Origin of the sequence: Marinomonas profundi (assembly GCF_020694005.1) — a bacterium.
In the GTDB taxonomy this organism is placed as follows: Bacteria; Pseudomonadota; Gammaproteobacteria; order Pseudomonadales; family Marinomonadaceae; genus Marinomonas; species Marinomonas profundi.
The window spans coordinates 2,444,730-2,468,510 of sequence record NZ_CP073013.1; the positions used below are offsets into that span (position 1 = coordinate 2,444,730).

At 47.3% G+C, this 23,781-nt stretch carries 39 protein-coding genes; 30 read left to right on the forward strand and 9 right to left on the reverse strand.

Annotation, left to right across the window (positions count from 1 at the left end):
- Positions 1-33: 33 nt before the first annotated feature.
- The 5 genes from J8N69_RS11415 to J8N69_RS11435 form a co-directional block, all read right to left on the reverse strand.
- The gene (locus J8N69_RS11415) at positions 34-420 is read right to left on the reverse strand and encodes a DUF7673 family protein (RefSeq protein WP_168824574.1); all 387 of its coding nucleotides are present in this window, start codon (positions 418-420) and stop codon (positions 34-36) included.
- A gap of 62 nt (positions 421-482) precedes the next feature.
- Entirely contained in the window at positions 483-827 is a 345-nt protein-coding gene (locus J8N69_RS11420) for a hypothetical protein (RefSeq protein ID WP_211084965.1), read from the reverse strand.
- Positions 828-848: 21 nt separating this feature from the next.
- Positions 849-1,199 (reverse strand): hypothetical protein, encoded by a 351-nt coding sequence (locus J8N69_RS11425; protein WP_168824573.1) that lies wholly within the window; start codon positions 1,197-1,199, stop codon positions 849-851.
- Between the two features lie 232 nt (positions 1,200-1,431).
- Positions 1,432-1,701, reverse strand: coding sequence for a helix-turn-helix transcriptional regulator (locus J8N69_RS11430; RefSeq protein ID WP_168824571.1), 270 nt, complete (start codon positions 1,699-1,701; stop codon positions 1,432-1,434).
- 98 nt (positions 1,702-1,799) lie between these two features.
- Positions 1,800-2,456: a LexA family protein gene (locus J8N69_RS11435; RefSeq protein ID WP_168824569.1), complete on the reverse strand. Its 657-nt coding sequence runs from the start codon at positions 2,454-2,456 to the stop codon at positions 1,800-1,802.
- Positions 2,457-2,568: 112 nt separating this feature from the next.
- Between J8N69_RS11435 and J8N69_RS11440 the strand changes: the two genes are divergently transcribed.
- The 14 genes from J8N69_RS11440 (at position 2,569) to J8N69_RS11505 (ending at position 8,885) form a co-directional block, all read left to right on the forward strand.
- The gene (locus J8N69_RS11440) at positions 2,569-2,769 is read left to right on the forward strand and encodes a Cro/CI family transcriptional regulator (protein WP_168824567.1); all 201 of its coding nucleotides are present in this window, start codon (positions 2,569-2,571) and stop codon (positions 2,767-2,769) included.
- A gap of 36 nt (positions 2,770-2,805) precedes the next feature.
- A complete protein-coding gene (locus J8N69_RS11445) occupies positions 2,806-3,243 on the forward strand; it encodes a phage regulatory CII family protein (protein WP_168824565.1) in 438 nt (145 codons plus the stop codon).
- A gap of 3 nt (positions 3,244-3,246) precedes the next feature.
- The gene (locus J8N69_RS11450; protein ID WP_168824563.1) at positions 3,247-3,384 is read left to right on the forward strand and encodes a hypothetical protein; all 138 of its coding nucleotides are present in this window, start codon (positions 3,247-3,249) and stop codon (positions 3,382-3,384) included.
- On the forward strand, positions 3,381-3,680 hold the full coding sequence (locus J8N69_RS11455; RefSeq protein WP_168824561.1) for a hypothetical protein: 300 nt from the start codon (positions 3,381-3,383) through the stop codon (positions 3,678-3,680). Before J8N69_RS11450 ends, J8N69_RS11455 begins: the two co-directional genes overlap by 4 nt.
- Positions 3,638-3,895 carry a hypothetical protein gene (locus J8N69_RS11460; RefSeq protein WP_168824559.1) on the forward strand — a complete coding sequence of 86 codons (258 nt, stop codon included), beginning with the start codon at positions 3,638-3,640 and terminating at the stop codon, positions 3,893-3,895. Before J8N69_RS11455 ends, J8N69_RS11460 begins: the two co-directional genes overlap by 43 nt.
- 25 nt (positions 3,896-3,920) lie before the next feature.
- Positions 3,921-4,328, forward strand: coding sequence for a hypothetical protein (locus J8N69_RS11465; RefSeq protein WP_168824557.1), 408 nt, complete (start codon positions 3,921-3,923; stop codon positions 4,326-4,328).
- Positions 4,321-6,117, forward strand: coding sequence for a replication endonuclease (locus J8N69_RS11470; protein ID WP_168824555.1), 1,797 nt, complete (start codon positions 4,321-4,323; stop codon positions 6,115-6,117). The genes J8N69_RS11465 and J8N69_RS11470 overlap by 8 nt, the downstream gene beginning before the upstream one ends.
- On the forward strand, positions 6,101-6,355 hold the full coding sequence (locus J8N69_RS17130; RefSeq protein ID WP_100186866.1) for an ogr/Delta-like zinc finger family protein: 255 nt from the start codon (positions 6,101-6,103) through the stop codon (positions 6,353-6,355). Before J8N69_RS11470 ends, J8N69_RS17130 begins: the two co-directional genes overlap by 17 nt.
- Before the next feature lie 47 nt (positions 6,356-6,402).
- Positions 6,403-6,600 carry a hypothetical protein gene (locus J8N69_RS11480; protein WP_168824553.1) on the forward strand — a complete coding sequence of 66 codons (198 nt, stop codon included), beginning with the start codon at positions 6,403-6,405 and terminating at the stop codon, positions 6,598-6,600.
- A 2-nt stretch (positions 6,601-6,602) separates the two neighbouring features.
- Positions 6,603-6,890 (forward strand): hypothetical protein, encoded by a 288-nt coding sequence (locus J8N69_RS11485; protein WP_168824552.1) that lies wholly within the window; start codon positions 6,603-6,605, stop codon positions 6,888-6,890.
- Between the two features lie 3 nt (positions 6,891-6,893).
- A complete protein-coding gene (locus J8N69_RS11490) occupies positions 6,894-7,274 on the forward strand; it encodes a hypothetical protein (RefSeq protein ID WP_168824551.1) in 381 nt (126 codons plus the stop codon).
- Positions 7,275-7,328: 54 nt separating this feature from the next.
- Positions 7,329-7,625: a DUF7415 domain-containing protein gene (locus J8N69_RS11495; RefSeq protein WP_198432067.1), complete on the forward strand. Its 297-nt coding sequence runs from the start codon at positions 7,329-7,331 to the stop codon at positions 7,623-7,625.
- On the forward strand, positions 7,622-8,095 hold the full coding sequence (locus J8N69_RS11500; protein ID WP_168824550.1) for a hypothetical protein: 474 nt from the start codon (positions 7,622-7,624) through the stop codon (positions 8,093-8,095). Before J8N69_RS11495 ends, J8N69_RS11500 begins: the two co-directional genes overlap by 4 nt.
- 118 nt (positions 8,096-8,213) lie before the next feature.
- Positions 8,214-8,885, forward strand: a complete 672-nt coding sequence (locus J8N69_RS11505; protein WP_168824549.1) for a DNA adenine methylase — start codon at positions 8,214-8,216, stop codon at positions 8,883-8,885.
- A 92-nt stretch (positions 8,886-8,977) separates the two neighbouring features.
- On the opposite strand, the gene J8N69_RS11510 is transcribed toward J8N69_RS11505, so the two are convergent.
- Positions 8,978-10,303, reverse strand: a complete 1,326-nt coding sequence (locus J8N69_RS11510; protein WP_168824548.1) for a hypothetical protein — start codon at positions 10,301-10,303, stop codon at positions 8,978-8,980.
- 208 nt (positions 10,304-10,511) lie between these two features.
- On the opposite strand from J8N69_RS11510, the gene J8N69_RS11515 reads away from it, so the two are divergent.
- The 3 genes from J8N69_RS11515 to J8N69_RS11525 are packed head-to-tail and all read left to right on the forward strand — an operon-like array spanning position 10,512 to position 12,055.
- Entirely contained in the window at positions 10,512-10,874 is a 363-nt protein-coding gene (locus J8N69_RS11515) for a hypothetical protein (RefSeq protein ID WP_168824547.1), read from the forward strand.
- Positions 10,875-10,899: 25 nt separating this feature from the next.
- Positions 10,900-11,832, forward strand: a complete 933-nt coding sequence (locus J8N69_RS11520; RefSeq protein WP_168824546.1) for an AcrVA2 family anti-CRISPR protein — start codon at positions 10,900-10,902, stop codon at positions 11,830-11,832.
- A 1-nt stretch (position 11,833) separates the two neighbouring features.
- On the forward strand, positions 11,834-12,055 hold the full coding sequence (locus tag J8N69_RS11525) for a hypothetical protein (RefSeq protein ID WP_168824545.1): 222 nt from the start codon (positions 11,834-11,836) through the stop codon (positions 12,053-12,055).
- Positions 12,056-12,090: 35 nt separating this feature from the next.
- Here J8N69_RS11525 and J8N69_RS11530 read toward each other — a convergent pair whose 3' ends face one another.
- The 3 genes from J8N69_RS11530 to J8N69_RS11540 are packed head-to-tail and all read right to left on the reverse strand — an operon-like array spanning position 12,091 to position 15,740.
- Positions 12,091-12,819: a DUF7217 family protein gene (locus J8N69_RS11530; RefSeq protein WP_168824544.1), complete on the reverse strand. Its 729-nt coding sequence runs from the start codon at positions 12,817-12,819 to the stop codon at positions 12,091-12,093.
- The gene (locus J8N69_RS11535) at positions 12,816-13,898 is read right to left on the reverse strand and encodes a phage portal protein (protein ID WP_168824542.1); all 1,083 of its coding nucleotides are present in this window, start codon (positions 13,896-13,898) and stop codon (positions 12,816-12,818) included. Before J8N69_RS11535 ends, J8N69_RS11530 begins: the two co-directional genes overlap by 4 nt.
- Positions 13,899-13,913: 15 nt before the next feature.
- Positions 13,914-15,740, reverse strand: coding sequence for a terminase large subunit domain-containing protein (locus J8N69_RS11540; RefSeq protein WP_168824540.1), 1,827 nt, complete (start codon positions 15,738-15,740; stop codon positions 13,914-13,916).
- Between the two features lie 176 nt (positions 15,741-15,916).
- On the opposite strand from J8N69_RS11540, the gene J8N69_RS11545 reads away from it, so the two are divergent.
- The 13 genes from J8N69_RS11545 to J8N69_RS17205 all read left to right on the forward strand — a co-directional run bounded on the left by J8N69_RS11545 (position 15,917) and on the right by J8N69_RS17205 (position 23,770).
- Positions 15,917-16,798, forward strand: coding sequence for a GPO family capsid scaffolding protein (locus tag J8N69_RS11545; RefSeq protein ID WP_168824538.1), 882 nt, complete (start codon positions 15,917-15,919; stop codon positions 16,796-16,798).
- 64 nt (positions 16,799-16,862) lie between these two features.
- Positions 16,863-17,894 (forward strand): phage major capsid protein, P2 family, encoded by a 1,032-nt coding sequence (locus J8N69_RS11550; RefSeq protein ID WP_168824536.1) that lies wholly within the window; start codon positions 16,863-16,865, stop codon positions 17,892-17,894.
- A gap of 74 nt (positions 17,895-17,968) precedes the next feature.
- Positions 17,969-18,961, forward strand: a complete 993-nt coding sequence (gpM, locus tag J8N69_RS11555) for a phage terminase small subunit (protein ID WP_168824534.1) — start codon at positions 17,969-17,971, stop codon at positions 18,959-18,961.
- 108 nt (positions 18,962-19,069) lie between these two features.
- Complete coding sequence (locus tag J8N69_RS11560; protein WP_168824532.1) at positions 19,070-19,579, forward strand: head completion/stabilization protein; 510 nt, start codon at positions 19,070-19,072, stop codon at positions 19,577-19,579.
- The gene (locus J8N69_RS11565) at positions 19,576-20,031 is read left to right on the forward strand and encodes a phage tail protein (protein ID WP_168824530.1); all 456 of its coding nucleotides are present in this window, start codon (positions 19,576-19,578) and stop codon (positions 20,029-20,031) included. The genes J8N69_RS11560 and J8N69_RS11565 overlap by 4 nt, the downstream gene beginning before the upstream one ends.
- Positions 20,024-20,701: a hypothetical protein gene (locus J8N69_RS11570; protein WP_168824528.1), complete on the forward strand. Its 678-nt coding sequence runs from the start codon at positions 20,024-20,026 to the stop codon at positions 20,699-20,701. Before J8N69_RS11565 ends, J8N69_RS11570 begins: the two co-directional genes overlap by 8 nt.
- 5 nt (positions 20,702-20,706) lie before the next feature.
- A complete protein-coding gene (locus tag J8N69_RS11575) occupies positions 20,707-21,819 on the forward strand; it encodes a DUF2586 domain-containing protein (protein WP_168824526.1) in 1,113 nt (370 codons plus the stop codon).
- A 3-nt stretch (positions 21,820-21,822) separates the two neighbouring features.
- Positions 21,823-22,281, forward strand: a complete 459-nt coding sequence (locus J8N69_RS11580) for a phage protein (protein ID WP_168824524.1) — start codon at positions 21,823-21,825, stop codon at positions 22,279-22,281.
- A 3-nt stretch (positions 22,282-22,284) separates the two neighbouring features.
- A complete protein-coding gene (locus J8N69_RS11585; protein WP_168824522.1) occupies positions 22,285-22,818 on the forward strand; it encodes a glycoside hydrolase family 108 protein in 534 nt (177 codons plus the stop codon).
- The gene (locus J8N69_RS11590; RefSeq protein WP_168824520.1) at positions 22,815-23,030 is read left to right on the forward strand and encodes a hypothetical protein; all 216 of its coding nucleotides are present in this window, start codon (positions 22,815-22,817) and stop codon (positions 23,028-23,030) included. Before J8N69_RS11585 ends, J8N69_RS11590 begins: the two co-directional genes overlap by 4 nt.
- A gap of 8 nt (positions 23,031-23,038) precedes the next feature.
- On the forward strand, positions 23,039-23,278 hold the full coding sequence (locus tag J8N69_RS11595) for a hypothetical protein (protein WP_168824518.1): 240 nt from the start codon (positions 23,039-23,041) through the stop codon (positions 23,276-23,278).
- 10 nt (positions 23,279-23,288) lie between these two features.
- Positions 23,289-23,633 (forward strand): putative phage tail assembly chaperone, encoded by a 345-nt coding sequence (locus J8N69_RS11600; protein ID WP_168824517.1) that lies wholly within the window; start codon positions 23,289-23,291, stop codon positions 23,631-23,633.
- An 8-nt stretch (positions 23,634-23,641) separates the two neighbouring features.
- The gene (locus tag J8N69_RS17205) at positions 23,642-23,770 is read left to right on the forward strand and encodes a DUF6890 family protein (protein ID WP_408631799.1); all 129 of its coding nucleotides are present in this window, start codon (positions 23,642-23,644) and stop codon (positions 23,768-23,770) included.
- Positions 23,771-23,781: the final 11 nt, after the last annotated feature.

Below are 23,781 nucleotides of genomic sequence, written 5' to 3' on the forward strand. Positions count from 1 at the left end.
AATATTTACCCCCCTGATTTTAAAGAAATGTCATTAACCTTGCGTTGGCAGATTCGGCCAGCGTTTAACAAGGTCTTTGAAAAGTGCGTCACCGTTTTGGATGGCGTTGTGTGGTTCGCAGTGCAGTGACCAGCGGCCTTTGATGACGGTAATGGCGGCGTCAAAGTTGAGGGCGTCGAGGTGGCAAAACCAAGCCAGCGGCGCGTGCCAGTTGTAGCTATTGTAAGTAGACAGCAAGATTTGCGCGGCCACTTCTGAGGCGCTGCTGTCACTTTGTGCCAACTTCAATAAGCGTAAGATCGCGTCTTTGTACTCGGCTTCACCCGCTTGGCTTTTGCTTGCGGCGGCATCATAGGCCTGTTGTTGTTCTTCAATCGCCGCGCGAAATTCTGGGTTCATGGTTGTGAATTGCTGTTTCATGTTCTTTGCTCCCGTTGTTAAAAGAAAGCCGCCGTGATTGGCGGCTTTTTTGTGTCTGACATTTAGCGTTGTGGAGGGTTGCCCCAGCTTCCGTAACTTTGTGGTTGTGGCGCTTGTTGATGTTGCTGTTGCTGCGGTGCCGGTTGTTGGTTCTGGTTTGGGTTGTCCCAAAACACGGACATTTTGATGGCGCCGTTTGAACCAATCGGCAAAGAGTCTAGCTCAATGCTTACCTGTGGCATTTCCCCTTGTTGCTCGGCTGGCCATAAAGTCGCACGGCCGAGTGGCGCATAACGTGCTTTCATTTTTGGTTTGCCCTGAGCGTCGCGCTCTTGGGTTGGATAGTAATCTGCGGCGTAAACGACGCGGCCTTTGGCTAACGGTTGATTGGTTTGATGTTGAGACATAATCATTTCCTTTTTAGTGGTTTAAATTTGAGGTTCAAGGCCCGCTTGTAAATCAGCATTGTGAAAAACTTGGGTGAGTCGGTCAGGGCCGTATTTTTCTGTTAGTGCTTGAAGTACGTGTTTTGCTAGATCGACCGTGGCCGCTTTCTTGTTGGTGACTTCAAGGTAGCCAACACGGTTACCGGTTTTAGTGTCGCTAAGGACGTATTGCTTTTGGGTTTTTATGATGTCCTTGTGAATGATGAATTCACGGGTGAGCGTGCCCACGGTACTGGTAAACGTTTGGCCTGTGATTTCCGTGGTGTTGGAAGTGTGCACCCCGGTTTTTTGGTCTTTGGTGAATGTCTGAATAGTGATTGTCTTAGTTGCCATGATGGTTCCTATTTGGTCAGTTTAAGAAGCGCGGTTTTTACGCACGCGGGGCAGGTTGCCAGGTATCGGCCTTGCAAATCTGGTGAGAGATTTGCAAAACCGCTTAACGTGGTGCGCTTTATGACGTTATAATCTGCGTTAGACATAATTAATTTCCTTTAGGTTGGTGGTTGGTTTGTCTCGGGCTGGTTGGGAAGTTGCATTTCCTACCGGCCCTTTTTTTTTGCTTTTTTTAGTGAACTTTCTTTCGAGCGGCTTTTGCGGCTTGTTCGGCGGCTTCTTGCACTTGTTCGTCTGTGGCGGGGGTGAGGTCGTTAATCCATTGCTCTATTTCGCGGCGTTTCCAGTAAGAGCCACGACCTACTTTTGACAGGCGTGGAAACTCGCCATTGCCCATAAGCTTGTAAATGGTGTTGCGGGAAAAAGTCGTGATCTCCATGACTTCTTGAATTTTGATGAGTTCGTTTTGTGGTTGTTGTGTTGAGATAGTTTTGTTTGTCATTTGTTGTCCCCTGTTGTCTTTTTCTGTTCGGTAAAGAGAACATTATAGGCGTGAGAGAATCTTGTCAACAAATAAGAACAAAAAATATAGAAAGGATTTTAAAGTTTAAATTTTGCCTCTATTACTACGCCAAGAATTTGGCAGTTTCCATTGATGGGAATTGTTGGGTAAGTGGGGTTGAGAGGTTTTAAAAACTTCATGCCCGCATCAATGACCAGTTTTTTAAACGTTGCTTCGTCTGTGCCATCTAGTTTGGCAACAATCAATTTTCCGTTTTCCGGTGCTATATCGGGATCAATCAAGATAAGCATGCCTTCTGGGATGCTTAGTCCAATGGGTGACGTCATGCTGTCACCAACAACACGAAGCCAAAAAGAGTTATCGCTTGCTCTTGATGGTGCGTCCTCCCATTCGATGTCGTTACCAAGCGCCCTGTAATCAAGGGCTTCTGCCCAATTTCCGGCTTGAACTTGGCTAAGGACGGGAAGTGATTTTGTGTTGTATTGGGCTGGTGCTTCGGCGACGTTAGATGTAAGCGGTGTGTTCGCTGTGTAATCCTTTCCGGTCAATATCCAAGTGGTCGTTGTTTTAAATAGCTTTGCTAAGTTATTTAGGTTTTCACCATTTGGTTTGTTTCTGTCTTGTTCCCACATTGAGATAGTTGCAGGTGATATCCCGCCTAATAGTTTGCATAAGCCTCTTATAGAAAGCTTTTGCTCTTTTCGTTTTCTTAGAATTCTCTCGCCTGGTGTCATGTCTGATGCCTGTTAAATAATAAAAACAATGAACATATCTAGTTTACATATGTTGACATTTTTTTATCGAACGATTACTGTTCTCTAAAGTGAACAAACTAGAGGTAACAAAATGCTTAAACAAACAGTAATTGAATATTTCGGTAGTAGTCAGTCTCGAGTCGCTCGCGAGTTGGGCGTTTCTCGTTCATATGTTTCAGCGTGGCCTGATCGAGTGCCAGAACTTCAAGCCATGAAGCTAGAGCGCCTTACTGATGGCGCTCTTAAATACGATGCTTCTTTGTATATGCCAAAGCATAAGCAAACCGCGTAATTTTAAATACGTTTCATTGACTGGGGAGAAAATGAAGTGAGCCACTTAAACCAAGCAATGCACGACCTTGTTCATAAATCTGAAATGAGCACCACGGAAATATCAAAGGCGTTGGGCATTGGTCGCCAAGTTCTGACCAACAAGGTCAATCCTGAAAATACGTTCAACAAATTAACCGTCCATGAGTTGCACGCTATCCAAGTGCTAACGGGTAACGACGTTGTATTGCGTGCCATGCAAGCCGAATTTGTTCTTAGTGTTTTGAGAGACGCGCCGCCGCCTATTCTGGAAGCCATGATCAACCAAGGTAAAGAAATTGGCGATGTATTCGGCGCGGTTCAAGAAGCATTAGCGGATAACCATTTATCCGAGCGCGAACGTTCAAAGGTATTGAAGGAAATCCGCGAGGCGATCACGTCATTAGAAGTAACCGAGCAAGCCGTTATCGCCCACGGCCGACCATTCGAGGGGTGAGTTATGCATTTCGATTTCACGAAAAAAACAGCAAGGAAAAGACACAACCGCCGTATGGCTGTGGCCGCTGCATCGGCTGTGTTGGTCATCATCGGCAGCGTGGTGGAAATCACCATGTTAATCAAAGTGGGGTTTTTATGATGTCAGCAAAAATAAATCACCAAGCGCGTGAAGCGCAAATACAGCAATTCGAAGCCATCCAGAAAGACGCGGCCATGCCTTATAACTGCATCGATTGTGGTTGGAAGGGAACCAAAAGCCAGTTAGGTGGGTGGATAGGGTTTTCGCTTTGGGTCGGTTTTTCTGAACCAAAACAGTTTTGCCCTGATTGCGGCCATTCTGAATTCTTAGTGAGTGGCGACGAATTAGACGCCATGAATCGCGAGGACGACACATGCACATTATCACACCCCTTGAGCTGTCATACGAACAGCTAAAAGCCATGCTGCGGATCATGCCGCCGCAAGAGGTGCGCCAGAAAATATGGCGTTCGTGGAAAGAAGAAAAGAAAGCATTAGAGGTACTGAAAAATGACAACCCAGCCCACCAAATTGCAACCGCCCCAATCGATTTTATTTTCGTTCACGAGAACGGAGTTAAACGTGTTGCGACTGATCGCGGCGCATTGGCAAAAGATGTTCGTGTGTCATGAGATAGACAGGGGCGAGGCTCCGGGCATGACGTTTTATTGTGTGTGGTCCCCGCTGTTCACTATCGACAAGTTGGAATCTCAGCCAACGTTTAAGACGGATCGTGTGGAAAGTGACACTTACGTCATTGGTGAGATTGGGGCGCAAGTAGGTTTCCCCTTGTGTGTGTGGGAACTGGATATGTTAAGCGCGATGACAAATTACGCGGTGCGCGGTCAGTTAAACCGTTTTTTATTGACTGAAAAGGGCGTGATGGCGGACGTGGTTGGGCAGTATTTGACGCAATCATGGACGTGTAATCAAGCGGCCATTGCGTTGGCGGAAAAGCTGGATTTATTGCGCGGGGTGGCGGGGCTGTTTACTGGGCATAGCGGTTATGAATTGGCGGTTAAAGGTATTCGTCGTATGAACGGGGTGGAAGTAGAGCATGCTTAGTTATTGGAGCCACGAGCAAGAGGACGACGTAATACCGCCCGCGCCAGCGGGTTTTATGTGGCCGTATGAATGTGAAGAGTGGAGGAATAAACAGCTAGAAGGTGTAAGCCCTGAGGACGTGCTTATTCTGCGGGCGCGTCTTGAGGAGTTGGACCAGAGCGGCGGTTACATTGTCGCGAATGCGTGGCTTAGCTCTGTTGTTGAGCGTCACACCCTGCTGAACAAAATATCCATCATGCGTCCTATTGTCGCGAAAGAGGCCGCGCGGTTGGCGGATGAAGACAGCGACGAAGTAGCGATGGCGTGGTTGCGTAAAGTGGTAAAGCGTTTGCATTTTTGTGACAAGGTTATTACTGAGCTGGACGGCGAGGAGCTGCATAAATGGGCGGAAGAAAGACGCTATAAATTTGAATCGAATCTGTACCGCATCTTCATGGAGGAGGGCAGCGACGCTATGCGCCGTTGGATTGAAACGAATTTAAAAGACGTAGGTGTTGATTTTGATTGTTGGGACGATACGGACAAAGTAGCCGCCATGGCGGCACGCATGATCACACCTGAGTGGTGGGTTAGGCAAGCAAAACGCCAGTGGATTGTCGTTGAGCAAGTGTTGCGCGAGTGCGGCCAAGTGGAGCGTTATAAATCACCGTATCTATCAAACTGGGCGCTGAATAAAGCCGAAAAACAGAAAGAGAATAACAAGGCGTTTTTGGAGGGCTGGGAGGCTGTCAACAATTTGGGGCAGTCTTTCACGCTGGCTGAATTGTCAGAAAAAGGCGTATCCAATTCAGATAATCGCTTTGCTGAAATGGTCGTGCGTGCCAAAGGCTTGGAAGAAATATCCGAAGAAGAAGGGCACGACGGTTGGTTTTTAACATTAACCGCCCCGTCTAAATATCATCCTATTTCGAATGGTCGCCGTAACCGTAAATTCTGGCGGGCAGATTGCCCAAGTGTGCGCGAAACCCATTTATACATGCTGAACGTATGGGCCAAATTTCGTTCTTGGTGTAAGCGCAATGAGATTGATTTTTATGGTTTGCGCACGGTAGAGCCGCACCACGACGGCACACCGCACTGGCATTTGATGCTATGGGTTCATCCTGATCATTCACAAGACTTTTTAAGTGCTTTTTCACGTTATGCATTGGAAGAAGATGGAAACGAAAAGGGCGCTCAAAAATACCGCGTAAAAGTCAAAAAGATTGATCCCGCCAAGGGTTCGGCGGTGGGATATATCGTCAAATACATTTCTAAAAACATCCACGGTAAACACGTAGACACAGACCACGAAACAGGGCGCAGCGGAACCGACGCGGCGAACCGTATTGTGGGTTGGGCGCGCATGAATCGCATACGTCAATTTCAATTTTTGGGCGGGGCGTCTGTCACCGTGTGGCGTGAATTGCGACGCCTCGGCAAAGATAAAGCGCCGGCTATTTTTAAAGACATTTACCACGCGGCCAACCGTCCAGATTATGCGGCGTTCGTTAAATTGATGGGCGGCGTATTTGCTGGCCGTAACCAAACACTAAAAACCCATTACAGCGAAGAAGAGCAAAACCAATATGGCGAAATGGTCAAAACTGTTAAAGGCGTGGCGCGAGGAATTGAAGTGGTTATCACCCGAATTTACGAGTGGACGATACAGCGCAAGGGGGCTGGATCTTTAGAGGACGACGAAGTCGTCCCTTGGACTCGTGTCAATAACTGTACGGGGCCGAGTTTCGGCCTAGGAAATCAGCGAACCGGAAGCGGTGGAGGTGGCGCAAATGTCAGTACGGGTTAAATGTCCACGGTGTAAAGGTAAGGCGATAATCACAAACAGTAATGATTTAGCAAAAGACATAAAAGACGTGTTTTACAAAGAACTCTATGTGCAGTGCGTAGAGAAGGACGGATGCGGCGCGCGCGCGGTTTTTGGTATGGAATTTAAACACTACATCAACCCACCGCAAACCGACGTGGTCAGCATGGCCCGCAAAATTCTAGAACAGCAAGAACAACTGAACATCAAAGGGGTGTGACCATGTGCGGGGATCTAGAAAAGGTTTTGTGTCAGGACTGCTTGAAGGTGAAAGATTTCACTGATGAAAGACATAACGGTGAAGAAGCTTGCGAATGTGGCGGTGATTTTTGCGGTTGTGAAGGCTGTATCGAAACCATTAACGACTTGGTGGCGGGGAAGCGAAGCGCGGAAGAGTTGGGAACTCAATGCGACATAGAGCATTGGACCGAGCAAGACGGTATAGCGAAAAAAGAAGGGGTGTGACCATGGCGGCAATGGCGAAGTGGCGAGGACATCGTATTGTTTTTGAAGGTGGTGTTTGGGTTTATGTGGATAGCAAAAAGCCTGTATCGAACGATCCTGAAAGACGGTGTGGTTTCTGTAAAAAGGAAAATAGAAAAGATGATCATGATGCGTGTTTGGGTGTGCTTGATGGGGTTATGAATGCGTGTTGTGGGCACGGTGTTAGTGAAGACGCATACGTACAGCGCAATGATAAAAGCGTGGTGAGAGGTAAAGAAGCCATTTTGTTTATACAGAGCAAAAGGGGTTAAGCCGTGAACGACCAAGCCAAAGCCGACAAGAAGCGCCAGCAGGACAAAGAGCGCCAACGTGCCAAGCGAGCGCGGGACGCTGAAAAAAAATCGGAACTCGGTATTCATGAATACCGAGTTCCATTATCACAAGCTGAGTCCGAAACACTGGCCGAGCTGTGCGCCTATCGCGGCGGTGCCGAGCCATACGACGCGGCGGAATTTATCGCCACACTGATACGCCGCGAAAAACAGCGGGCAGACGAAGAAAAGAAACATCTAGGCACATGCGACTTTTGCGGCGAGCCATTGCCATTGGGTTGTAAAAACGGGCTAGGCATACCAAAGCTAAAAGGCGTCGGCGGCTGTTTCTACACACGAGAAGAAAGAAAACTGAGATTGTAAAACCACAGCGTGACACGTCACGTTTTTAAAAATGAACCAAACGGGGAACACATTATGAAAGCATTAGCGGCTAACGGAAAAAAAGACGTGGTAACAGGGAATGAGGTTAAAGCCATAAATTGGAACCAATTAGCAGAACTGGGTTTGATGGCCCGAATCAATCAAGAAGTATTGCACCCGCTAGGGCTTGCCGTATCTCGTAATCCAGAAACGGGAAGCAGTGATCATATTTTTGTTTCTGATGACGGGGTTTATGAATACTCGGCAGGGACAAAAAGCCAGATTCCAAAGCTAACCAATGAACAGATTGAAGAAAAATTACTTGTCATGATAGGAGGGTCAAGAAAATGATTAATAAACTAGAAACCACACTAGAACACGCCCAAAAAATCACCCTCGGGCAGGTAGACAATGGAACGCTGGCCACGGCGGTAAATTGTGCCGATACGCTGCAAATCGTCCGTCATGGCATCGTAGAGAGCTACGTGGTGCCAAAACACCTGATTGACGACCTGCTTTTGAAGGTGTCCGTCCTAGAATGCGACAACAAGCGCCTGCTAGGCGAGCGCGTCGCGGAGTCTATCACAGTGCCAAAAAGCCACTTTTTTAATCATGATTTTAAGATTGATTGGGATGCAGTAAGAGCGCTAAATGCAAAGTCTGTAAAAGCCGATTTTGAAGCGCAATACCGGCAATCGTTTGAATTGCCGCGTGAACGCGTCACTAATCCAAATTGCCCATATTGCACTAATCCAAATTGTGACGCGGTGCATTGTCTTTACGACAATCTGAGTCAGGCGATCACCGCAAAACATCTATAGATGGATTCAACTATGTGCGATCGTCATAGTTAAAAATATCTATGCTGGCCACCATAGACAAAAACGGCTATGATCGAGCATAGATAAAAATGACTATGTGAGCAGCTAGGGGAAAAGCATGGGGTATTTAGGATCAAAAGCGGCAAGCGGGGCATACCAAGCTATTATTGCCAACATGCCGCCGCATGATACCTATATCGAAACCCACTTGGGCGGCGGGGCCATCATGTTACGCAAACCAAGCGTGGCGCGTTCGATAGGTATCGACATTGACCAAGCTGCCATCGACCTAAACGAATACCACGGCGTTGATTTACATTGTGGTGACGCCGTGGAATTTTTAGACTCGTTCGACTTTGCCAGCGCGGCGCGCGTATTGATCTATTCAGATCCGCCCTATGTTGCCGCTACGCGAACATCTAGGAATCGTTACAAACACGAATACAACGACGACGACCATATAAAATTATTGAACCAGTTAAAACAGTGCCAGCAAAAAGGCGCCATGGTCATGGTGTCCGGTTACCCGTCGGCGCTGTATGAAAATAACCTAGATTGGCGAAACATCGAATTTCAAGTCATGACACGCGGCGGCGTTAGAACCGAGAAGCTATGGTTCAGTTTTGACATCGATAAAGTGAACTGGTCAACCTACGCGGGGGAAAACTTCACAGATCGCCAGCGCATTAAACGCAAAGCGGAAGGGTGGGCGAAAAAATACCAAGCCCTACCAGAAATGGAACGAATCGCCATCTTGAGCGAACTACTAAAATGCGAAGGTACCACATAGACGGATTTAACTATGTGGTACCTGCAGTATAGATAAAACCAACTATGTGCGATCGTACAAAGTAAAACGCCCCAATGATGGGGCGTTTTGGTTTATCTGTGCTTTTCTTGAAACTCTATTAGCTCTTGTTTTTTCTTTGGCCCAATGCCGCGACGTTTTACAAATTCATTCGGGTCAATCTCTAGGCATTTTTCAATGCTGGTGTAGCCTTCGGCGTAGAGTTCCCATGCAGCGGGTAATCCAAGACGTGCCAGTTTTCCGGCGAACCATTCTTGGCCGTGCGTTAATAGCGCGTCTTCGTCCAGCTCGCCGAAATGTTCCTCGGTGAATATAGGGTGTTCATTGAGATAGTCGTCTATAGCCTTAATCATATCTTCATCAGATAAACGTGATTCCACTATTTCGCGGTAGGCAATGAGGTTGTCTAAGAACTCTTCGGCAATGTCGGGTTCGTCGTCTGCAGTAAGCTCTAGCCACTCGGCGCTTTTATCTTTCTTGTATTTAGTTGGTAGTGACTTGTACTCGTCATTTGAAAAGGTCTTGAATGCCATTTTTAAATCATCAAGCGAGGTTTGAGGGCTGATATCTGGAACGTACTGCCAAGTAATGGTTTTGAGTTCAGCTAGATCAACGGCATCAAAAAGTATTTCAGACAGTCTATCAAGCTGCTTTTCGGTTAAGTCGTAATTGTCGGAAAGAGCATCTTGTGCCGCGTCGCAGGATTCAATAAAGGCTTTTACTTCCTCTTTGGTGTTAAGTTCCTTAACCATTTGTCGCGCTTCTGTTTTGGTAGTGGGGGTTGGAACGGTAGCGGCGTTGGTTTTTTTATACGATTTTTGTTCGGTGTAAGGCGTACTGTTCGATGTGCTTTTTACGGACGCCGATTGACCATTAATGCTGATCGGCGCAAAGACAGTGGTTTTGTTTTGTTCGTAAGACGCTGCGTTTTTCTTTTTAAGCCCTTTGTTGTTGTCTATGCCGACATAAACGAATAAAGCAAAAATGACTAAAAAACCGATAGGACCTAAGAAAAGACCGCCAATAATCCCGAAAAAAAGAGACACAAAGAAAATGGCTTTTTTGCTCATGGGCTCTTTGGTTTTTTTATTGGCTTCTTTTACAGAGTTAAGAAAACCTGTTTTTTTCTTGGTCGGTGGTGTGTTGGTTTTTTGTTGATCAAATGATTGCCACGCTGGGGCGTCGCTGTTTTCTGCGAGTTCCATAAGATCAAAGCGAAAGCTCTTTTCTGAATCGGAAGTAAAGCACTTTGCATAGACTTTATAATTATCGACTGCAAGCGGCATGATGGTGCGGCGAGTGCCAGGCGAACTACCACCATGATAAATGATTTCAAACGCTTCCCCCGTTCGTAAATCAACGGCTTCTTTCATTGCTTGGCGTATTTCTCTGTAATCCATAAATCCTCCTTAACGTATTGTTATGGGGAATATACGTTATTTACAAAAGCGTGACACGTCACGTTTTTAAAAACTGACACGTAAGCGCGGGGAAATAATTCAAAATAAATGCAATCTAATGCTTTACTTATGGGCGCGCCCATAATAATATGACTTACATGGAGTGAGGGATTGGCCCCACCCAATCACGAATAGATAGGTGAAGAATATGGACATGCAAAGCATTAAAAATTCAATCGAGGCGGCTTATGAAAATCATGGTTATTGCTTTGGAATTAGAGCAATGACAGGTGTCCAGACTGCCGAAGTTGGATCGATCCTTCCAAACTCTTACCACTGGGAGGACGGAGTAAGCACAGGAAATGAAATTGATGGCACATGCGCAATTGGGTTTGATGTTGAGTTTGGCGAAATTGAAAGTGAACAGCATTTTTTGAAGATGGTTGAACTGGTTAAAAACACATACTCAGGACAAGTAGTAGTAATTTGCGGCTCCCAAAATATTGACGAGCCTCACAACGACCAAGATGAAGTAGTTATAAAGAATGCGAAAGTGATTTCAATAATATAAAACCACTCTCTATTGAGGGTTAACAATGCGCCCACTTGACCACTTAAACCAAATTTCAGCCAAATACCCCAACGCTTGGAAGCAGGTAAACACATTTCGCCAAGGTAAGGGTAAAGACCTGCCCGATTGGCCGTCTTGGTGCTTTCTTCCGATGGCTGCAACCTACGCCATCGTGTCCGAAGGTGGCGCCATGCCGCCAAATCGTATTGGCGATGTTGCGCGATTGTCCGCATTGATTGCGTGGCGATACACGCAAGGCGTTTATCAATTTGAACCGGCTGTTTATGAGGCCATATCCAGCACAACGGCAAAAGGGGAATTGCCCGTTGAAGTTTTGCACCGCCTGCCAGAATGGGGCATGTACATCGAAACGCCAGGGCTAGACGATATTTACGGTTTTTTCGCCCACCTAGAATTCGACATCAACACCAAACGTTCAGAATTGCGCCTATTGATCGACAGCGAGGAATCGCTATACCCCATCATATTGCACATGGGTGAGCACACAGTAACCGAAGCCATAGACCGAGCGATCAGCGAAGGGGCCAAACAGGGCGATATCAATAAATACGACTGGCCATTTGAACAAATGGTGGAACATCAAAGCAAAATCGCACACCACTGCATTAGCCTGTTGCTCTATCTATGCAGTGAAGAGCCAGACATTGCGCGTATAGAGCACGAGTTACCCCAGCGACCAAAAGCCAAAAAAGTAAAAGGCGAATGGAAGCTATTTCCGCCTAAAAAGCCGAAAGTATGGAAAGTGGGCGAGAAAGTCGCTCAACAGCTAAAAGCCATTTACAGCGAACCAACTGGCGAAACAAGAAACGGCCCCGCGCCACACATACGCCGCGCCCATTGGCACGGCTACTGGACAGGCGCAAAAGCAGGGCAAGACAGAAAATTCATTTACAAATGGTTGCCGCCATTATTGATAAACGCGACAACAGGGGAATAAAATGACAGACGATAACACATTAACACCCGCGCAACGTGCAGAGCTAAAGCGGCAAGAGAAGCGTAAGGGAAAGCCAACATTTAGCGCTATTCGTTTTACTGATGGCGAACAGTCAGCTGAAGACAAAAAATCATTTGTTGAAAGCGTGATCGCAAGCCACGGAGGAACCCGCGAAGCCGCACTATTAGCGGCATTCAAAGCGCTTTCTGGATTGACTAATTAATAGATGAATCCAAAGCCCTCCCCGCGAGGGCTTTTTTATAGGTCCGGTATATCATCCACACCAAAATCACTCACCAGCACTGCACTAAGTTCTGGTCCTGCCAATCTGACCAAAAACGGCCTAACGCATGGGTCGTCTATCAAAGCGGAAACCTTGAACGATTTCGCCATGCGCATGTGGGTGTCATACATGTTTTGCACCATGCTGACTTCGTTGCTGATCATGCCTAAAATCGCTGTTAAATTACCGCCTAGCTCGGCGCTGACTCTATCAAGTAAGTCTTCAAAATCCACCTTTTCCATCGTGCCGCCATCGAACGCGGCAATGCCTTGGTCTAGTTCGTTTAGTATACCCGTGGATGCGGCCAGCAAATCATCCGTGGCGCCAGCGGCGGTGCCGGCTATCGTATTGATGTTGTAACAACTTTCTGGCATATCACTGATATAGCTATCAACCGACTTAACCGCGCTCGACACTTGCATATCGTCTAACAGCGAATCAAGCCGCGTTTGTACGTGGGCGTTTAGCGTGTTCGCGCCGGTGCCATAGTTTAATAGGGCGTTTTGGCAGTTCGTTACTTTCGTTTCGTCGGGCAATGTGGGGTCTATAATCACCTCCCCTTCGACGGGTAAATATTTTTCCAGTCGCGTGCGTAGCGTGCCGCATTGGCTGTTCGTGGCCGTGGCTTTGCTCATTGTCGCGCTTTGGAATGCGTTGCTCGATCCGAACACATTAAACAGATTTTTATTAAAATTTAGGCTCATGCTGTGGCGCCTTGTGTTAGCCAACGTGGCTCGTTAAAGCCAATTTTCGCCCGCGTTAGTAACTGGTCGTTTAGTTCCTGCCAAATGGCTTGTTTTGGGATGGTTTCACAGTCGTAATACACCTCACGGACGTTTGTTAGATCGCCATGACCTGCGGCATTGTTTGCCATGATAGACGCCAAGCCAGCGGGCACGCGGTGCATATTCAAAATGTCTTGCTGTGTGATTTCTTTGATCTTGTCGTATTCGTCGCGGTTGCCAAAATCCCCCACGGGGATAACTTGAACGCGGTCTTTGGTGTAGCCCGGTTTGCCTTGTAATGTAGATGCCATGTTTAGGTACAACGAACGATGATTGCCAGGGCCTTTTGAGTGAGAAATCGCGTCTTGTAGGTTATTGGCTTTGTTTTTATCAAGATCAAATGTTACCAAAATATACCCAGTGTGGGCGCCATTTTGATAATACTTGCGACGGAAAAGCGTGGCCGCTTCGCCCAATAAAATGCTGTGAATGCCCGAAAAATAAGTGGGCACGCCGTAAAGACCTTGGCGAATATCACCGCCGTTTAGATGAATAATGTCGGCCGCGTCGTATTCCGTCCAACTTCCATCGCTGTTCAGTAAATAGTAATTGTCTTCCGTGCCCACGCGCATATTGACCGCGGGCAAACGAACATAACGATTAATGCCGCCTAGCCAATTGCGGATCGCCAAGAAGTAGGCATTGTCGAAAACTTCGAAGTCTTTAAACGCGGCGCGGGCTTCGCGGCGGGCTATCATTGGGTTATCTTGCCAGCTCGCCAAAAGCTGATTTTGTTTGAATTCCAAAACACTGGCATGGGTGCCGTTGGCATACATGGTTTTTGCCAGTCCTGCCAAGCTAACGGGCGGCACATACCAATAGCCGTTCGAATCCGCAAACACGCCTAAATAGTCGCTTATCTGACTACCTAGCACCGGTTCAGGGTCGCCGAAACTAAACGCCGTCGGTTGCACTTCTTCCTGCTTTGGCATCAACACACCCGTTGATGTGCTGGTGTATGAGCTGTCTATTCGTTGGCGCGGTTTCTGTGTTGTCATGATTCATTGTCCTGTTTATTGACTCATTGCCATGTGTGTTTCTTTGTCGTTTGCTGTGTCGTCGGCTTTTTTCGATTCGAAGAATTGTTTTTCCGCCTGCATCGCGTGGAATGCTGCCCACGCCAAATCCGCGTGGCCTGTTTCGCCACTGCGTGCCGCGCCGTAGGTGATAGAGCCATTCGGCGTGGTGATTTGGTGAATCATCATCAACGATTGCGAAAGCTCTTTATTGCCCATGTCGTATTCGAATCGTCCGCCGTCAATTAGGCGTTTTGCTCGCGTTACCAAGTCGGTTTTTTCGGAAACGGAATAATAAATGGGCACCACAAAATCTAGGTCCAGATCCAAACAACATTGGAAGGTATCGTGACCAATGCCCGTGGTATCAATGCCACACCATTTAACGTTGAACCGTTTGTATATCTCGGCAATACGCGCGGCTTGGTATTCCGACGTAATGCCTTTGAATTGATGTGTTTCAATAACGCGCCACTTTTGCGCCAGTGTGCGCGGAATTTCCAACACCACCAAGGCCGCGTTGTCTCGAATCCGCGACGGATCGTAACCAATCGCCACGGGGCGAGTGCTGCTTGGTTTATTGCTGTCGAAATCCACGTCTGTCCATTTGCTGTACGCGTCGACCATACATTTTTGTAACGTCGAAAACGGAAATACGCTTTCGTTGTCATCAACAAACTTGCAACCAAATAGGTTTTCGTAGTCGGCCTTGCTGTATTCCGCTTTGAGTTCGTCAATATCAAACAGCGTGCAGCCGGCTTTTTCCGCGTCTTCCACGGTGACCAAGTGGCGCCATATTTTGTCGCCACCAAGCGCGCCTTTTTTAAGCAACTTGTCGGATAAATCAATATCCACTTTACGGGATCGGTTTTTATTGAATTTCGCGCCGCTCCAATGTTCGTAGGCCGGGTGCTGCAAACTGGACGGCGTAGAAAAATAAGTACGCCGCCATTTTTTATGCGCGGCCATCCCGGACGCCAATTTTTGCAACTTGGCGTAGCCATGAATCCAAAACACCTCATCAACATACAAATGACCGTGGTAGCCCTGCGCCGTGCTGGAATTGGTAGAGAGAAAATACAGCGTGGCCCATGATTTGCCGTCTTTCGTTAGCTCGATAGAATCTTGGCCTTTCAATTCAATATCAAACGTATTGCGGGCGAATGCTTGAATGTAGCCTTTGAAAATGCGCGCCTGGTCTTTAGAGGCGGATAGGAATACTTGGTTTTCGCCATTCTTCACCGCGTCTTCGAACGCTTCCCACGCAAAATAGTAAGTCGCGCCAATCTGGCGGCTTTTTAATATAAAACGGTTTCGGCATAGGTCGGGATCGTGCGCCACGGCACGCCACAGCTTTTGGTATTCAAATAGGTTTTCATGAGCCCATTCATCAAACAAGCCAACATCAATACTGCTAATGTCGTTTTTCGCCGTGGCTTTCTTTTTGCTGTTGCTGCGGCGATTGCCGCGAGTGATGGCGCCTTCTACCGCTTCCGGTCTGCCATCGGCAATGGCTTTGGCTTCGGCCATGATCTTTTTGGCCTTGGCTAGATCCTGTTCCATGCTGCCGTAAATTTGGCATAAGGCTCTTAGCTCTTGAATTTCGTCTTTCGTCTTGTTTTCGCGGTTCGTTAGCGTGTTAATGCGGCGGCTGACTTCTATAGAGGGTGTGTCGTAAGCCAGTAATTCTTTCCAATTGAATTTATCAATCCAATTAAAAATAGTCCTTTCACTAACGTTTAGACGTTCGGATATCTCCGACGGTTTGTGCGCGTGGATATAAAGCTTTCGTGCGTATTCAATCGTATCTGTGGAATGTGCCATGCCGCCATATTAGCCGCCCATTAACCAACTAATAACGTCAGTAAATACAATGAGTTGTGATAAATCGTTTATCGCAATTCCTTGGATTTTGACCGCTGGAACCGTCGGGTTTTGGCGCTTATCTTTGCCCTATCGAGTGTTTAAACGAATTAGCGAAATGGGAAAAAGGGCGCGAAATGGCGGATAAATCAAAGTGGTTCAAAGTGGCGACGTCTGGTCCTACTGTCGATGGTCGCGAGATCAAAGAGCAGTGGATTAAAGACATGGCCGAAACTTACGACATGGACGAATACACCGCCAGCATTTTTCAAGACCATTACGGTTGGTATGGCAACTACGGCCAAGTCACCGCTGTAAAAGCAGAGAAAGACAAAAAAGGGCGCCTATGTCTTTTTGTCCAAGTTAAAGCAAACAAAATGCTACTTGCGCTGAATAAAGCGGGTCAAAAACTCTTTACCAGTATTCGCGTGATTGAAGATTTCGCAGCGACGGGTAAAGCTTATTTGATGCACCTAGCCATTACAGACGAGCCAGCCAGCCTTGGAACGGAACAGCTATCCTTTAGCCAAAACGGCGAACACTCCCAAATTTTTGCGAACGAAGACGGCATAGAGCTGGACTTTAACGCACCCCAAACAGACGAAGAATTGGCGGCGGAAGTTACGAAACGCCCTGGTTTTTTACAACGTTTTTTTAGCAAGCAAACCTCCCCAACACAGGATGACGAACCCATGACAGACGCAGAAAAAGCAGCGTTTAAAAAGCTGCAAGACGAATTAGCCGATTTTAAAACCAAGCTCGAAGCACTAACGGCAGAAGATAAGCCAAAAGGCGACGAAGCGCCTCGCGAATTCGCGGCAGAAATCACCGAGCTAACCGAAAAAATCACCGCGCTTGAAAACGAAAAGAAAGCGTTCGCAACACAAGCGGAAACGCTCAAGGCGCTAACGGAAAACTTCGAAACGCTGCAAAACAGCTTTACCGAAGCGATGAAAGACAAAACCGAGCAACCGCAAAAAAGCAAAGGCGAGTCGGAAGCAAGTTTCGAAATCGTTTAGGTCCAGGTCACACGAAAAGCGTCTGGGGAGCCGCTTAAAAAAGAATCTTAGATAGGAAAAGAAGATGGCTACAAAATCGTTATCAGTACAGGGCAGAACACAGCTAAAAGCGTATTTAAATAATGTTTACGCGTCGGTGGGTGCTGCGCTTGGCGAACAATTCGACGTCACGCCGTCTGTGCAGCAACGCTTGTATGAAAAAGCGGTTGAGCATGGCGCGTGGTTCCTCGGCATGATCAATGTTGCAGTGGTTACCGAAATCAAAGGCGAGAAAGTCGGCCTGATGGTGGCGGGCTTAATCACAAAGCGTACCAACACCAATACCACAGATCGTCAAACATCCAGTGTCGTTAGTGAAGATTCAAAAGGTTACGAATGCCAATTCACCGAAACCGATGTGCATATCAACTATGCAAAATTGGATCAGTGGCGCAACCGTACACCACAGCAATACGGTGATTTGTATTCGGCTTTATATCGTAAAGCCATGGTGGATGACCGTGTGCGCATCGGTTGGCACGGCGTGTCTATTGCGACCACAACAAACAAAGCGACATACCCGAACGGTGAAGACGTCAACAAAGGCTGGATTCAGAAAGTACGTGAAGAAGCGCCAGCACAAATTGACGAAGAAGGTTTGACCTTCGGTCATGCCGATGCGGATATGCGCAACTTAGACGTAGTGGTTGAAAGCGCCAAGCAAATGATCCCTGAACATTTGCGCGACGATTCCGAATTGGTCGCGTTCATTTCGTCCGACTTGATGAGCGATTACCGCCTTGAAAGCTTGGCGGCAAATGGTGACAAAGCGACGGAAAAAACACAGGTCAATGATAACCGCGTAACCGGTATTTTTGCTGGTCTAAAAGCGATTACGCCACCGTTTTTCCCGTCTGGAACCGTGATTGTGACCTACCCAGAAAACTTGTCGATCTATCTGCAAGAAGGGTCGTTACGTCGTCATATTAAAGACGAGCCAAAACGTTCACGCGTGGAAGATTACAACTCTGAAAACGTCGATTACATCGTCGAAGAAACCGACGCAATCGGCATTATCAAAGGCATTACGAAATACGTTCCGCCAGTCACGCCTTAAACCGTTGGTTTAACAAATGGCATTCGCTCAATCGCGAGTGCCATTGATTAAACCCATATGAGTGGAAAGAAAGCATGAACCTAATACAGCAGCGCCGCCTTGCCAGATTGGCGAAGCAGAACGCACAAAAAGAAGCGGCCAAACCTGCGGTAAAGCAGGGAGTGAAAAAAACGGTGTCTAAATTTCGTGCCACGTTACAGCAAAATAAAGCGGAAACGGTGGCGCCGGCTAAAAAGTCAGAAAAAATCGACGACTTGGAAAGCCAGGTAGGCGACGTGGAAGGCTCGGTTGATGAGCTAAAAAGCGACGTTGAAAGCCAAGGCGAAAAAACTGATGAATTGGCTGGAACGGTTGACGAACTAAGCAACGACCTAGACAGCGTGAAAAGTGACGTTAGCGATTTGGATTATCGCGTGGATAACGTCGAAAGCGACATTGAAAAAATCAAAGAAAAGCTTGGCGACGAAAACGAATTTATCGGCAATCCAGAGCTTGAAACGCACAAAGCGATTTTAGCGGACAGCATTGACGAAATGCTAAACGTGGAAGACATCGAAGACCGCAAAGCCTACAAAGCCGAAGCCATTGTGAAGCTAATCGACTTTGTTAATGGCTATGTGAGCAGCGCCGCGAAATACCCAAACATCGTGGCCGTGTGGGTCATGATTTGGCTGTTTGACTTGGGCGATATTGCCCGCGCGTTGCCGCTTGCATTGCACCTTGCAAAGCAAAAAATTCACAACATGCCGACGCGTTTTAAATCGGAAATCGAAACCTTTATCTGTGACCAAATGTACGACTGGGCAGCGGCACAGCTAAAAGCGAACAAAAGCGCGGGGCCATATTTAGAGCAAGTAATACATGCGATTGAATCAGACAAATGGCAATTGCCAGATATTGTGCACGGCAAAATGTACGCAATGTATGGCAAGCATTTGGACGCAATCGCAGAAAACGAAGCGGCATTAAAAGCCTACGAAAAGGCCATAGAAATAAACCCGCGTGCGGGTGTGAAAAAAAGCATTGAACGGCTAACGGCAACACTAGCCAAAACAAAAGAATCGTAACGGGCTCCCCGCGAGACATCGCCAGCGGTGGCGGGTTGGCTGCTTGTCAGCTCAACACCAAAACCGCTTGGTCGGTGTTTTTATTAGACAGTATCAGGAGTAAGCAGCGTGAGTTTAAACGGCAAAATAACCGCTAGCACAACAACAGAAACGGTGATCAGAAACACGCGCCCGTTCTTTCCTGATATTGAATTGCAAGCGTTTATCGAAAACTACCGCTTGCCAGGTGAATACAACGAAGCGCCGCTTATTTACGAATTAACGGGCGCCATGCGTCACGTAAACGAAGAATTGACCGACGATGTGTTGATCCTACAAAGCGTGATCGTCGCGGAAACACTGGCCGCGTTCGATGAAGAATTAGTGGCAGTTTACCAAGCTGCAGTCATGCACTGGGCGCGGTCTGGGTTGATCAAGTATTTCGAAACCATCAACCGCAAAGCAGCGGCAGAAATACAGGGCGAACGTAACGAAATCATTGTCACGGAATGGAAAGCCGAGGCGCAAAGCTGCATCGACATGTTAAGCAAGCGCATCCTAAAAGTGGCCGCAGATAACGGCGCGCTAGGCACTGGCCGTCGTGACTATGCCGACGGATTTAGAGCGTCGATCATATGAAAAAGCTTGCCGCACTACGCACGTTTTTAGAAAGCACAGATTACTTTCATAAAAATAAATTTGAAGCGTGGGCAGAAGGGATAGAGCAGGTACTACGCGGAAAAATGGAAGGTAACCGCGTGTTGCTTTGCACGATGAGCTATAGGGCTGTGTATTCGATTGAAGATTACGCCTTTTGTAAATACCCGTTTGAGATCTTGCATGCGCGCTTGATCACGTGGTTAGCGGACAACGATGACCGAAGCGACATGAAAGACAGAGAGCCAAGAATTACTTGCGATGTTATGGATGACGAAGTGGCAGATATTGAAATATCACTGAACTTTGAAGAAGACGTTTACATAACGGAAGACGAAAGCGGCGACATTGAATACTTTGGCAAAAAATGGCGATTAGACACGCCAGAACACGACGTAGCCGAATCATTTGATTTGGTTGATAAGAATGAATAGCGCCAGCGGTGTAAGTGCTTTCTGGCGCGGTGAAACGGCACTGAATGCAGAGTTAAAACTATTCATGTTGCCCAAGGAGAGACGAAAGCGCGCACTTGGGCAAATGGGCAGAGAGATAAAAAAGCAATCCCGTAAAAACGTAAAGCAACAAAGAAGCGTAAACGGTGAAGGCTTTAAAGATCGACGAAAAGCGCGAACCAGAGAAGGCCAAATGTTAAGCGGCTTTGTGAAGGGTTCAAACATTCGACAACGGACACGCGGTTTATCTGTCACGGTTGGTTTTAAAAACAGCGTAATGGGCAGGATGGCAAAAGCGCATCAAGAAGGCCAAACGCAAACCATTAAAGCCAAAAAGATGAGTGAGCAACAAAAGTCGGATTGGCGAAGTGAGCCAGCAACACAAGCGCAGGCAAACGCTATTTTGCGTTTGGGTTGGAGTACATCGAGAAGACGAGACGGAAAGCGAAAAAAGATAAGCCGTCAGTACATCATGGAAAATTTAACCAAGCTGCAAGCGCTTGGCATGTTGTACGAATTGAATAACAAGCGACAAGGGAAACAAAGCTGGCAAGTGAAACTGCCCGCGCGTGAATTCTTCTCCAATGACGCGAAATGGGTCAAACAAATGGCGTTCGACGTCGTGAAAAACGAATTAGGCAAAGGCAGGTAAATAACATGGCATTAGGTAGCGTAAGCGTTAGCAGCACAGACAGCGGACAGGGCGATTTTACGCAAGTAGAAAAGCAATTCTTGTTCATCGGCGCGGCGGGTAAAAACGCCGCAACGATTCAATACATCGACCAAACCACAAACTTGGACGACGTGCTCGGCATCCCGTCCAGCAAGCTAAAAACAGCTATTCAGTGGGCGCGACAAAACGCCGGTACTAACTGGACCTGTATCGCCATGCCGCAAGCGGCGGCGGGTACATGGTCAGCCGCGTTTGATACCGCAATGGCTCAAAACCTAGTGTGTGAAATGGTTGTTGTTACCGACGCGGTCACAACGCAAACCGAGCTAGACGACATGAACGCGGCGGTAACCAGCGCGGAAAATCAGTATGGCCGATATTTGCACATGATCGCAGTAACCGACGTCATTGATAAGACCTTGGAAAGCTGGGCGGATTTCATTGCTGGGTTTGAATTTTTGCAAGATGGCGTTGCCGCGCCGTCTTTGTCATTGATTCCGCAAGTGTTCGATGGCTGGTTGGGGACGTACTGTGGCCGTTTATGCCATGAAGACCAATCCATTGCCGACACACCAATGCGCGTGGAGTCGGGTGCTATTGTCGGCTTATCCACATTACCCGTGGATAAGGACGGTATTACTTTCAACATGAGCCATGCAAAAGCCCTGAACGACGCTCGCGGCACCGTGCCACAGGTCTATGCCGATTACGATGGCATCTATTGCAGCGACGGTATGACGCTCGCGCCAGAAGCCAGTGATTTTGCGGTAATTGAAAACTGTCGTGTGGTCAACGTGTGTAAGCGTGAGATCCGTATTTTAGCCATCAAAAAAGTGGGTGATCGTGGGCTTAACAGCACGCCGGCATCTATTGCCGCGCATGAAACCAACTTTATGCGCCCGCTGATTAATCGCAGTGTCACCACGACTATCAACGGCATTACCAAGCCAGGCGATGTGAAGAAGCCAAAAGACGGTGACGTTGTTATTACGTGGAAAACGCGAACAAATGTGGCCGTGGCTTTATTGATTCGTCCTTACAACTGCCCGAAAGCGATTGAAGCAACCGTGGCCTTAGAACTAAGTAACGGAGTGTAGACCATGAGTACACATCACATTTCAGGAATGGATGTAAACGTGTCATTGGGCACGCAATTGATAAACGTAAAACAATTTACGCTGAACATCGAAGACGGCATGAAAGAAACCACCACGCGCGGCGTGGCAAATGGTTTTGTTAATGGCGTAACAGCGGCAAGCGGTGAAATCACCGTGGATACAGAAAACTTTAATCGAATCATTGAAGAGGCGCGAAAGGTTGGGTCATTCCAGCAGTTGCCCGCATTCGACATTATCGGCTTGGGTCAAACAGTAAACCAAAAGCTGAAAACAGCGGCGTACGGCTGCAAGCTGAGTGTATCTAAATTGCTTGATGCCGCCGGTGATGGCGGCGACAAATTGGAACACACCATCCCGTATAAAGTGACAGATCCGCGTTTCGTTGAAATTAACGGCGTACCGTACTTGGATCAAAACCACATAGCGGCGTTGGGGTTGTAGGCCATGAGCCACTTTAAAACAGCATTGGCCGACGTACTGAAACACGAAGGCGGCTATGTAGACCATAAAAATGATAACGGCGGCGCAACGGCGTTTGGTATTTCGTTGCGTTTCTTATCTATATTGCCAGCGTTGGCAGGTGATGTGAACGGTGACGGCCATGTGAACAAGGACGATGTAAAGGCGCTTTCAAAAGAGGACGCGGCCAAGTTTTACGAAACGTATTTTTGGTTACATTACCGTTTGAATGAAGTGGAGACCGAAAGTATCGCCGTGAAATTGATGAATCTATTCGTCAATATGCGCGGAAAAACAGCGGCTTTAATTGCCCAGCGCGCGGCCAATGATTTGGGCGCGGGATTGGTTGAAGACGGTATTTTAGGGTCAAAAAGCATGGCCGTTCTAAATAGTTTAGAAGCAGAGCCGCTTTTGGTTTGTATCAAATATCAGGCATGGGCTGTTTATAAAGCCATTGTTGAAAACACACCAAGCCAAGCGGTTTTTATTAACGGATGGCAAAAGAGGGCGTTTGCATGAGTGCATTTTTATTACCTTTGTTACGAAATTTAGGAACCGCGTTACTGACCAAAACTTTTGGTATTTGGCTGGCAAAACTGGCGGCGAAATCGACTAAGACCATGGTCGATGACAATGCGGTGCTGTTGCTGGAAGGCGGGCTAAACAACGATGCGGCCAAGATTGAAGCGGCCGCAAAAGCCATTTTGGAAGAGCTTTCTAAAAAAGTTTAGGGGTGGTTATGGAGCTGTCACAAGCGACTTTGACTGTTGCCATGTTTGTGCTGTCAGCGATTACAAGTGGGCTTGTGGCTTTTCTTATATTTTTGTTCCAGCGCACAGCAAGCAACGAACGCGACTTAATGCAGCACAAATTGGATGCGGCAGAAAAGTACGCCCATAAAAATGAAATTAATGAAATAGCGGGTCGACTAGAACGAAAAATGGACGACCTGTTTAAGCAATTTTACGATAGAAAATAGGGGAATGAGTATGTCTAAGGCGTTAGAAGGCCAAGCGATTTTGGTAACCATCGGCACAGTGGATTTTCAATTCAATGTGACAGACAAGGCGTTTAACAAATTTGTAGACGCGTCGTCAAATGGCGGAAAAGTAACGCTTCAAGCGTGGAGTTTTTTGGCTGACACAGTCGAAAACAAACAGCATGCAAAGCTAAAAGGCATGCTAGTTAACGACGCAAACGAGCCGCGCGCGCAACTTGTTATGGACGTGATCAAGATCATTCAAGAGGAATTCGTGAGTGATTTGCCAAAAGTGGTAAAGACGCGAGCGAGTTCTGCAAATTCATCGAAAGAAACGGATTTGAGCAACTCGTAACGTTACGAATGCGCCACCTGCCACACGAAAACGACTCTGCCGAAAATTTGGGTAGGGCGTTGTGGTTAGAAGGGCGCGAACTGGAAAGACAAACCGCCGCGATAGCAAACGGCATAAGCAAGGCATTTTCGAAGTAATCGGATTGGTG

Bases quoted from the DNA above. Each gene is read 5' to 3' on its own strand.
- J8N69_RS11415 (WP_168824574.1), bottom strand. From the start codon at position 420: ATGAAACAGCAATTCACAACCATGAACCCAGAATTTCGCGCGGCGATT.
- J8N69_RS11420 (WP_211084965.1), bottom strand. From the start codon at position 827: ATGTCTCAACATCAAACCAATCAACCGTTAGCCAAAGGCCGCGTCGTT.
- J8N69_RS11425 (WP_168824573.1), bottom strand. From the start codon at position 1,199: ATGGCAACTAAGACAATCACTATTCAGACATTCACCAAAGACCAAAAA.
- J8N69_RS11430 (WP_168824571.1), bottom strand. From the start codon at position 1,701: ATGACAAACAAAACTATCTCAACACAACAACCACAAAACGAACTCATC.
- J8N69_RS11435 (WP_168824569.1), bottom strand. From the start codon at position 2,456: ATGACACCAGGCGAGAGAATTCTAAGAAAACGAAAAGAGCAAAAGCTT.
- J8N69_RS11440 (WP_168824567.1), top strand. From the start codon at position 2,569: ATGCTTAAACAAACAGTAATTGAATATTTCGGTAGTAGTCAGTCTCGA.
- J8N69_RS11450 (WP_168824563.1), top strand. From the start codon at position 3,247: ATGCATTTCGATTTCACGAAAAAAACAGCAAGGAAAAGACACAACCGC.
- J8N69_RS11455 (WP_168824561.1), top strand. From the start codon at position 3,381: ATGATGTCAGCAAAAATAAATCACCAAGCGCGTGAAGCGCAAATACAG.
- J8N69_RS11460 (WP_168824559.1), top strand. From the start codon at position 3,638: ATGCACATTATCACACCCCTTGAGCTGTCATACGAACAGCTAAAAGCC.
- J8N69_RS11465 (WP_168824557.1), top strand. From the start codon at position 3,921: ATGACGTTTTATTGTGTGTGGTCCCCGCTGTTCACTATCGACAAGTTG.
- J8N69_RS11470 (WP_168824555.1), top strand. From the start codon at position 4,321: ATGCTTAGTTATTGGAGCCACGAGCAAGAGGACGACGTAATACCGCCC.
- J8N69_RS17130 (WP_100186866.1), top strand. From the start codon at position 6,101: ATGTCAGTACGGGTTAAATGTCCACGGTGTAAAGGTAAGGCGATAATC.
- J8N69_RS11485 (WP_168824552.1), top strand. From the start codon at position 6,603: ATGGCGGCAATGGCGAAGTGGCGAGGACATCGTATTGTTTTTGAAGGT.
- J8N69_RS11495 (WP_198432067.1), top strand. From the start codon at position 7,329: ATGAAAGCATTAGCGGCTAACGGAAAAAAAGACGTGGTAACAGGGAAT.
- J8N69_RS11500 (WP_168824550.1), top strand. From the start codon at position 7,622: ATGATTAATAAACTAGAAACCACACTAGAACACGCCCAAAAAATCACC.
- J8N69_RS11505 (WP_168824549.1), top strand. From the start codon at position 8,214: ATGGGGTATTTAGGATCAAAAGCGGCAAGCGGGGCATACCAAGCTATT.
- J8N69_RS11510 (WP_168824548.1), bottom strand. From the start codon at position 10,303: ATGGATTACAGAGAAATACGCCAAGCAATGAAAGAAGCCGTTGATTTA.
- J8N69_RS11515 (WP_168824547.1), top strand. From the start codon at position 10,512: ATGGACATGCAAAGCATTAAAAATTCAATCGAGGCGGCTTATGAAAAT.
- J8N69_RS11520 (WP_168824546.1), top strand. From the start codon at position 10,900: ATGCGCCCACTTGACCACTTAAACCAAATTTCAGCCAAATACCCCAAC.
- J8N69_RS11525 (WP_168824545.1), top strand. From the start codon at position 11,834: ATGACAGACGATAACACATTAACACCCGCGCAACGTGCAGAGCTAAAG.
- J8N69_RS11530 (WP_168824544.1), bottom strand. From the start codon at position 12,819: ATGAGCCTAAATTTTAATAAAAATCTGTTTAATGTGTTCGGATCGAGC.
- J8N69_RS11535 (WP_168824542.1), bottom strand. From the start codon at position 13,898: ATGACAACACAGAAACCGCGCCAACGAATAGACAGCTCATACACCAGC.
- J8N69_RS11540 (WP_168824540.1), bottom strand. From the start codon at position 15,740: ATGGCACATTCCACAGATACGATTGAATACGCACGAAAGCTTTATATC.
- J8N69_RS11545 (WP_168824538.1), top strand. From the start codon at position 15,917: ATGGCGGATAAATCAAAGTGGTTCAAAGTGGCGACGTCTGGTCCTACT.
- J8N69_RS11550 (WP_168824536.1), top strand. From the start codon at position 16,863: ATGGCTACAAAATCGTTATCAGTACAGGGCAGAACACAGCTAAAAGCG.
- gpM (WP_168824534.1), top strand. From the start codon at position 17,969: ATGAACCTAATACAGCAGCGCCGCCTTGCCAGATTGGCGAAGCAGAAC.
- J8N69_RS11565 (WP_168824530.1), top strand. From the start codon at position 19,576: ATGAAAAAGCTTGCCGCACTACGCACGTTTTTAGAAAGCACAGATTAC.
- J8N69_RS11570 (WP_168824528.1), top strand. From the start codon at position 20,024: ATGAATAGCGCCAGCGGTGTAAGTGCTTTCTGGCGCGGTGAAACGGCA.
- J8N69_RS11575 (WP_168824526.1), top strand. From the start codon at position 20,707: ATGGCATTAGGTAGCGTAAGCGTTAGCAGCACAGACAGCGGACAGGGC.
- J8N69_RS11580 (WP_168824524.1), top strand. From the start codon at position 21,823: ATGAGTACACATCACATTTCAGGAATGGATGTAAACGTGTCATTGGGC.
- J8N69_RS11585 (WP_168824522.1), top strand. From the start codon at position 22,285: ATGAGCCACTTTAAAACAGCATTGGCCGACGTACTGAAACACGAAGGC.
- J8N69_RS11590 (WP_168824520.1), top strand. From the start codon at position 22,815: ATGAGTGCATTTTTATTACCTTTGTTACGAAATTTAGGAACCGCGTTA.
- J8N69_RS11595 (WP_168824518.1), top strand. From the start codon at position 23,039: ATGGAGCTGTCACAAGCGACTTTGACTGTTGCCATGTTTGTGCTGTCA.
- J8N69_RS11600 (WP_168824517.1), top strand. From the start codon at position 23,289: ATGTCTAAGGCGTTAGAAGGCCAAGCGATTTTGGTAACCATCGGCACA.
- J8N69_RS17205 (WP_408631799.1), top strand. From the start codon at position 23,642: ATGCGCCACCTGCCACACGAAAACGACTCTGCCGAAAATTTGGGTAGG.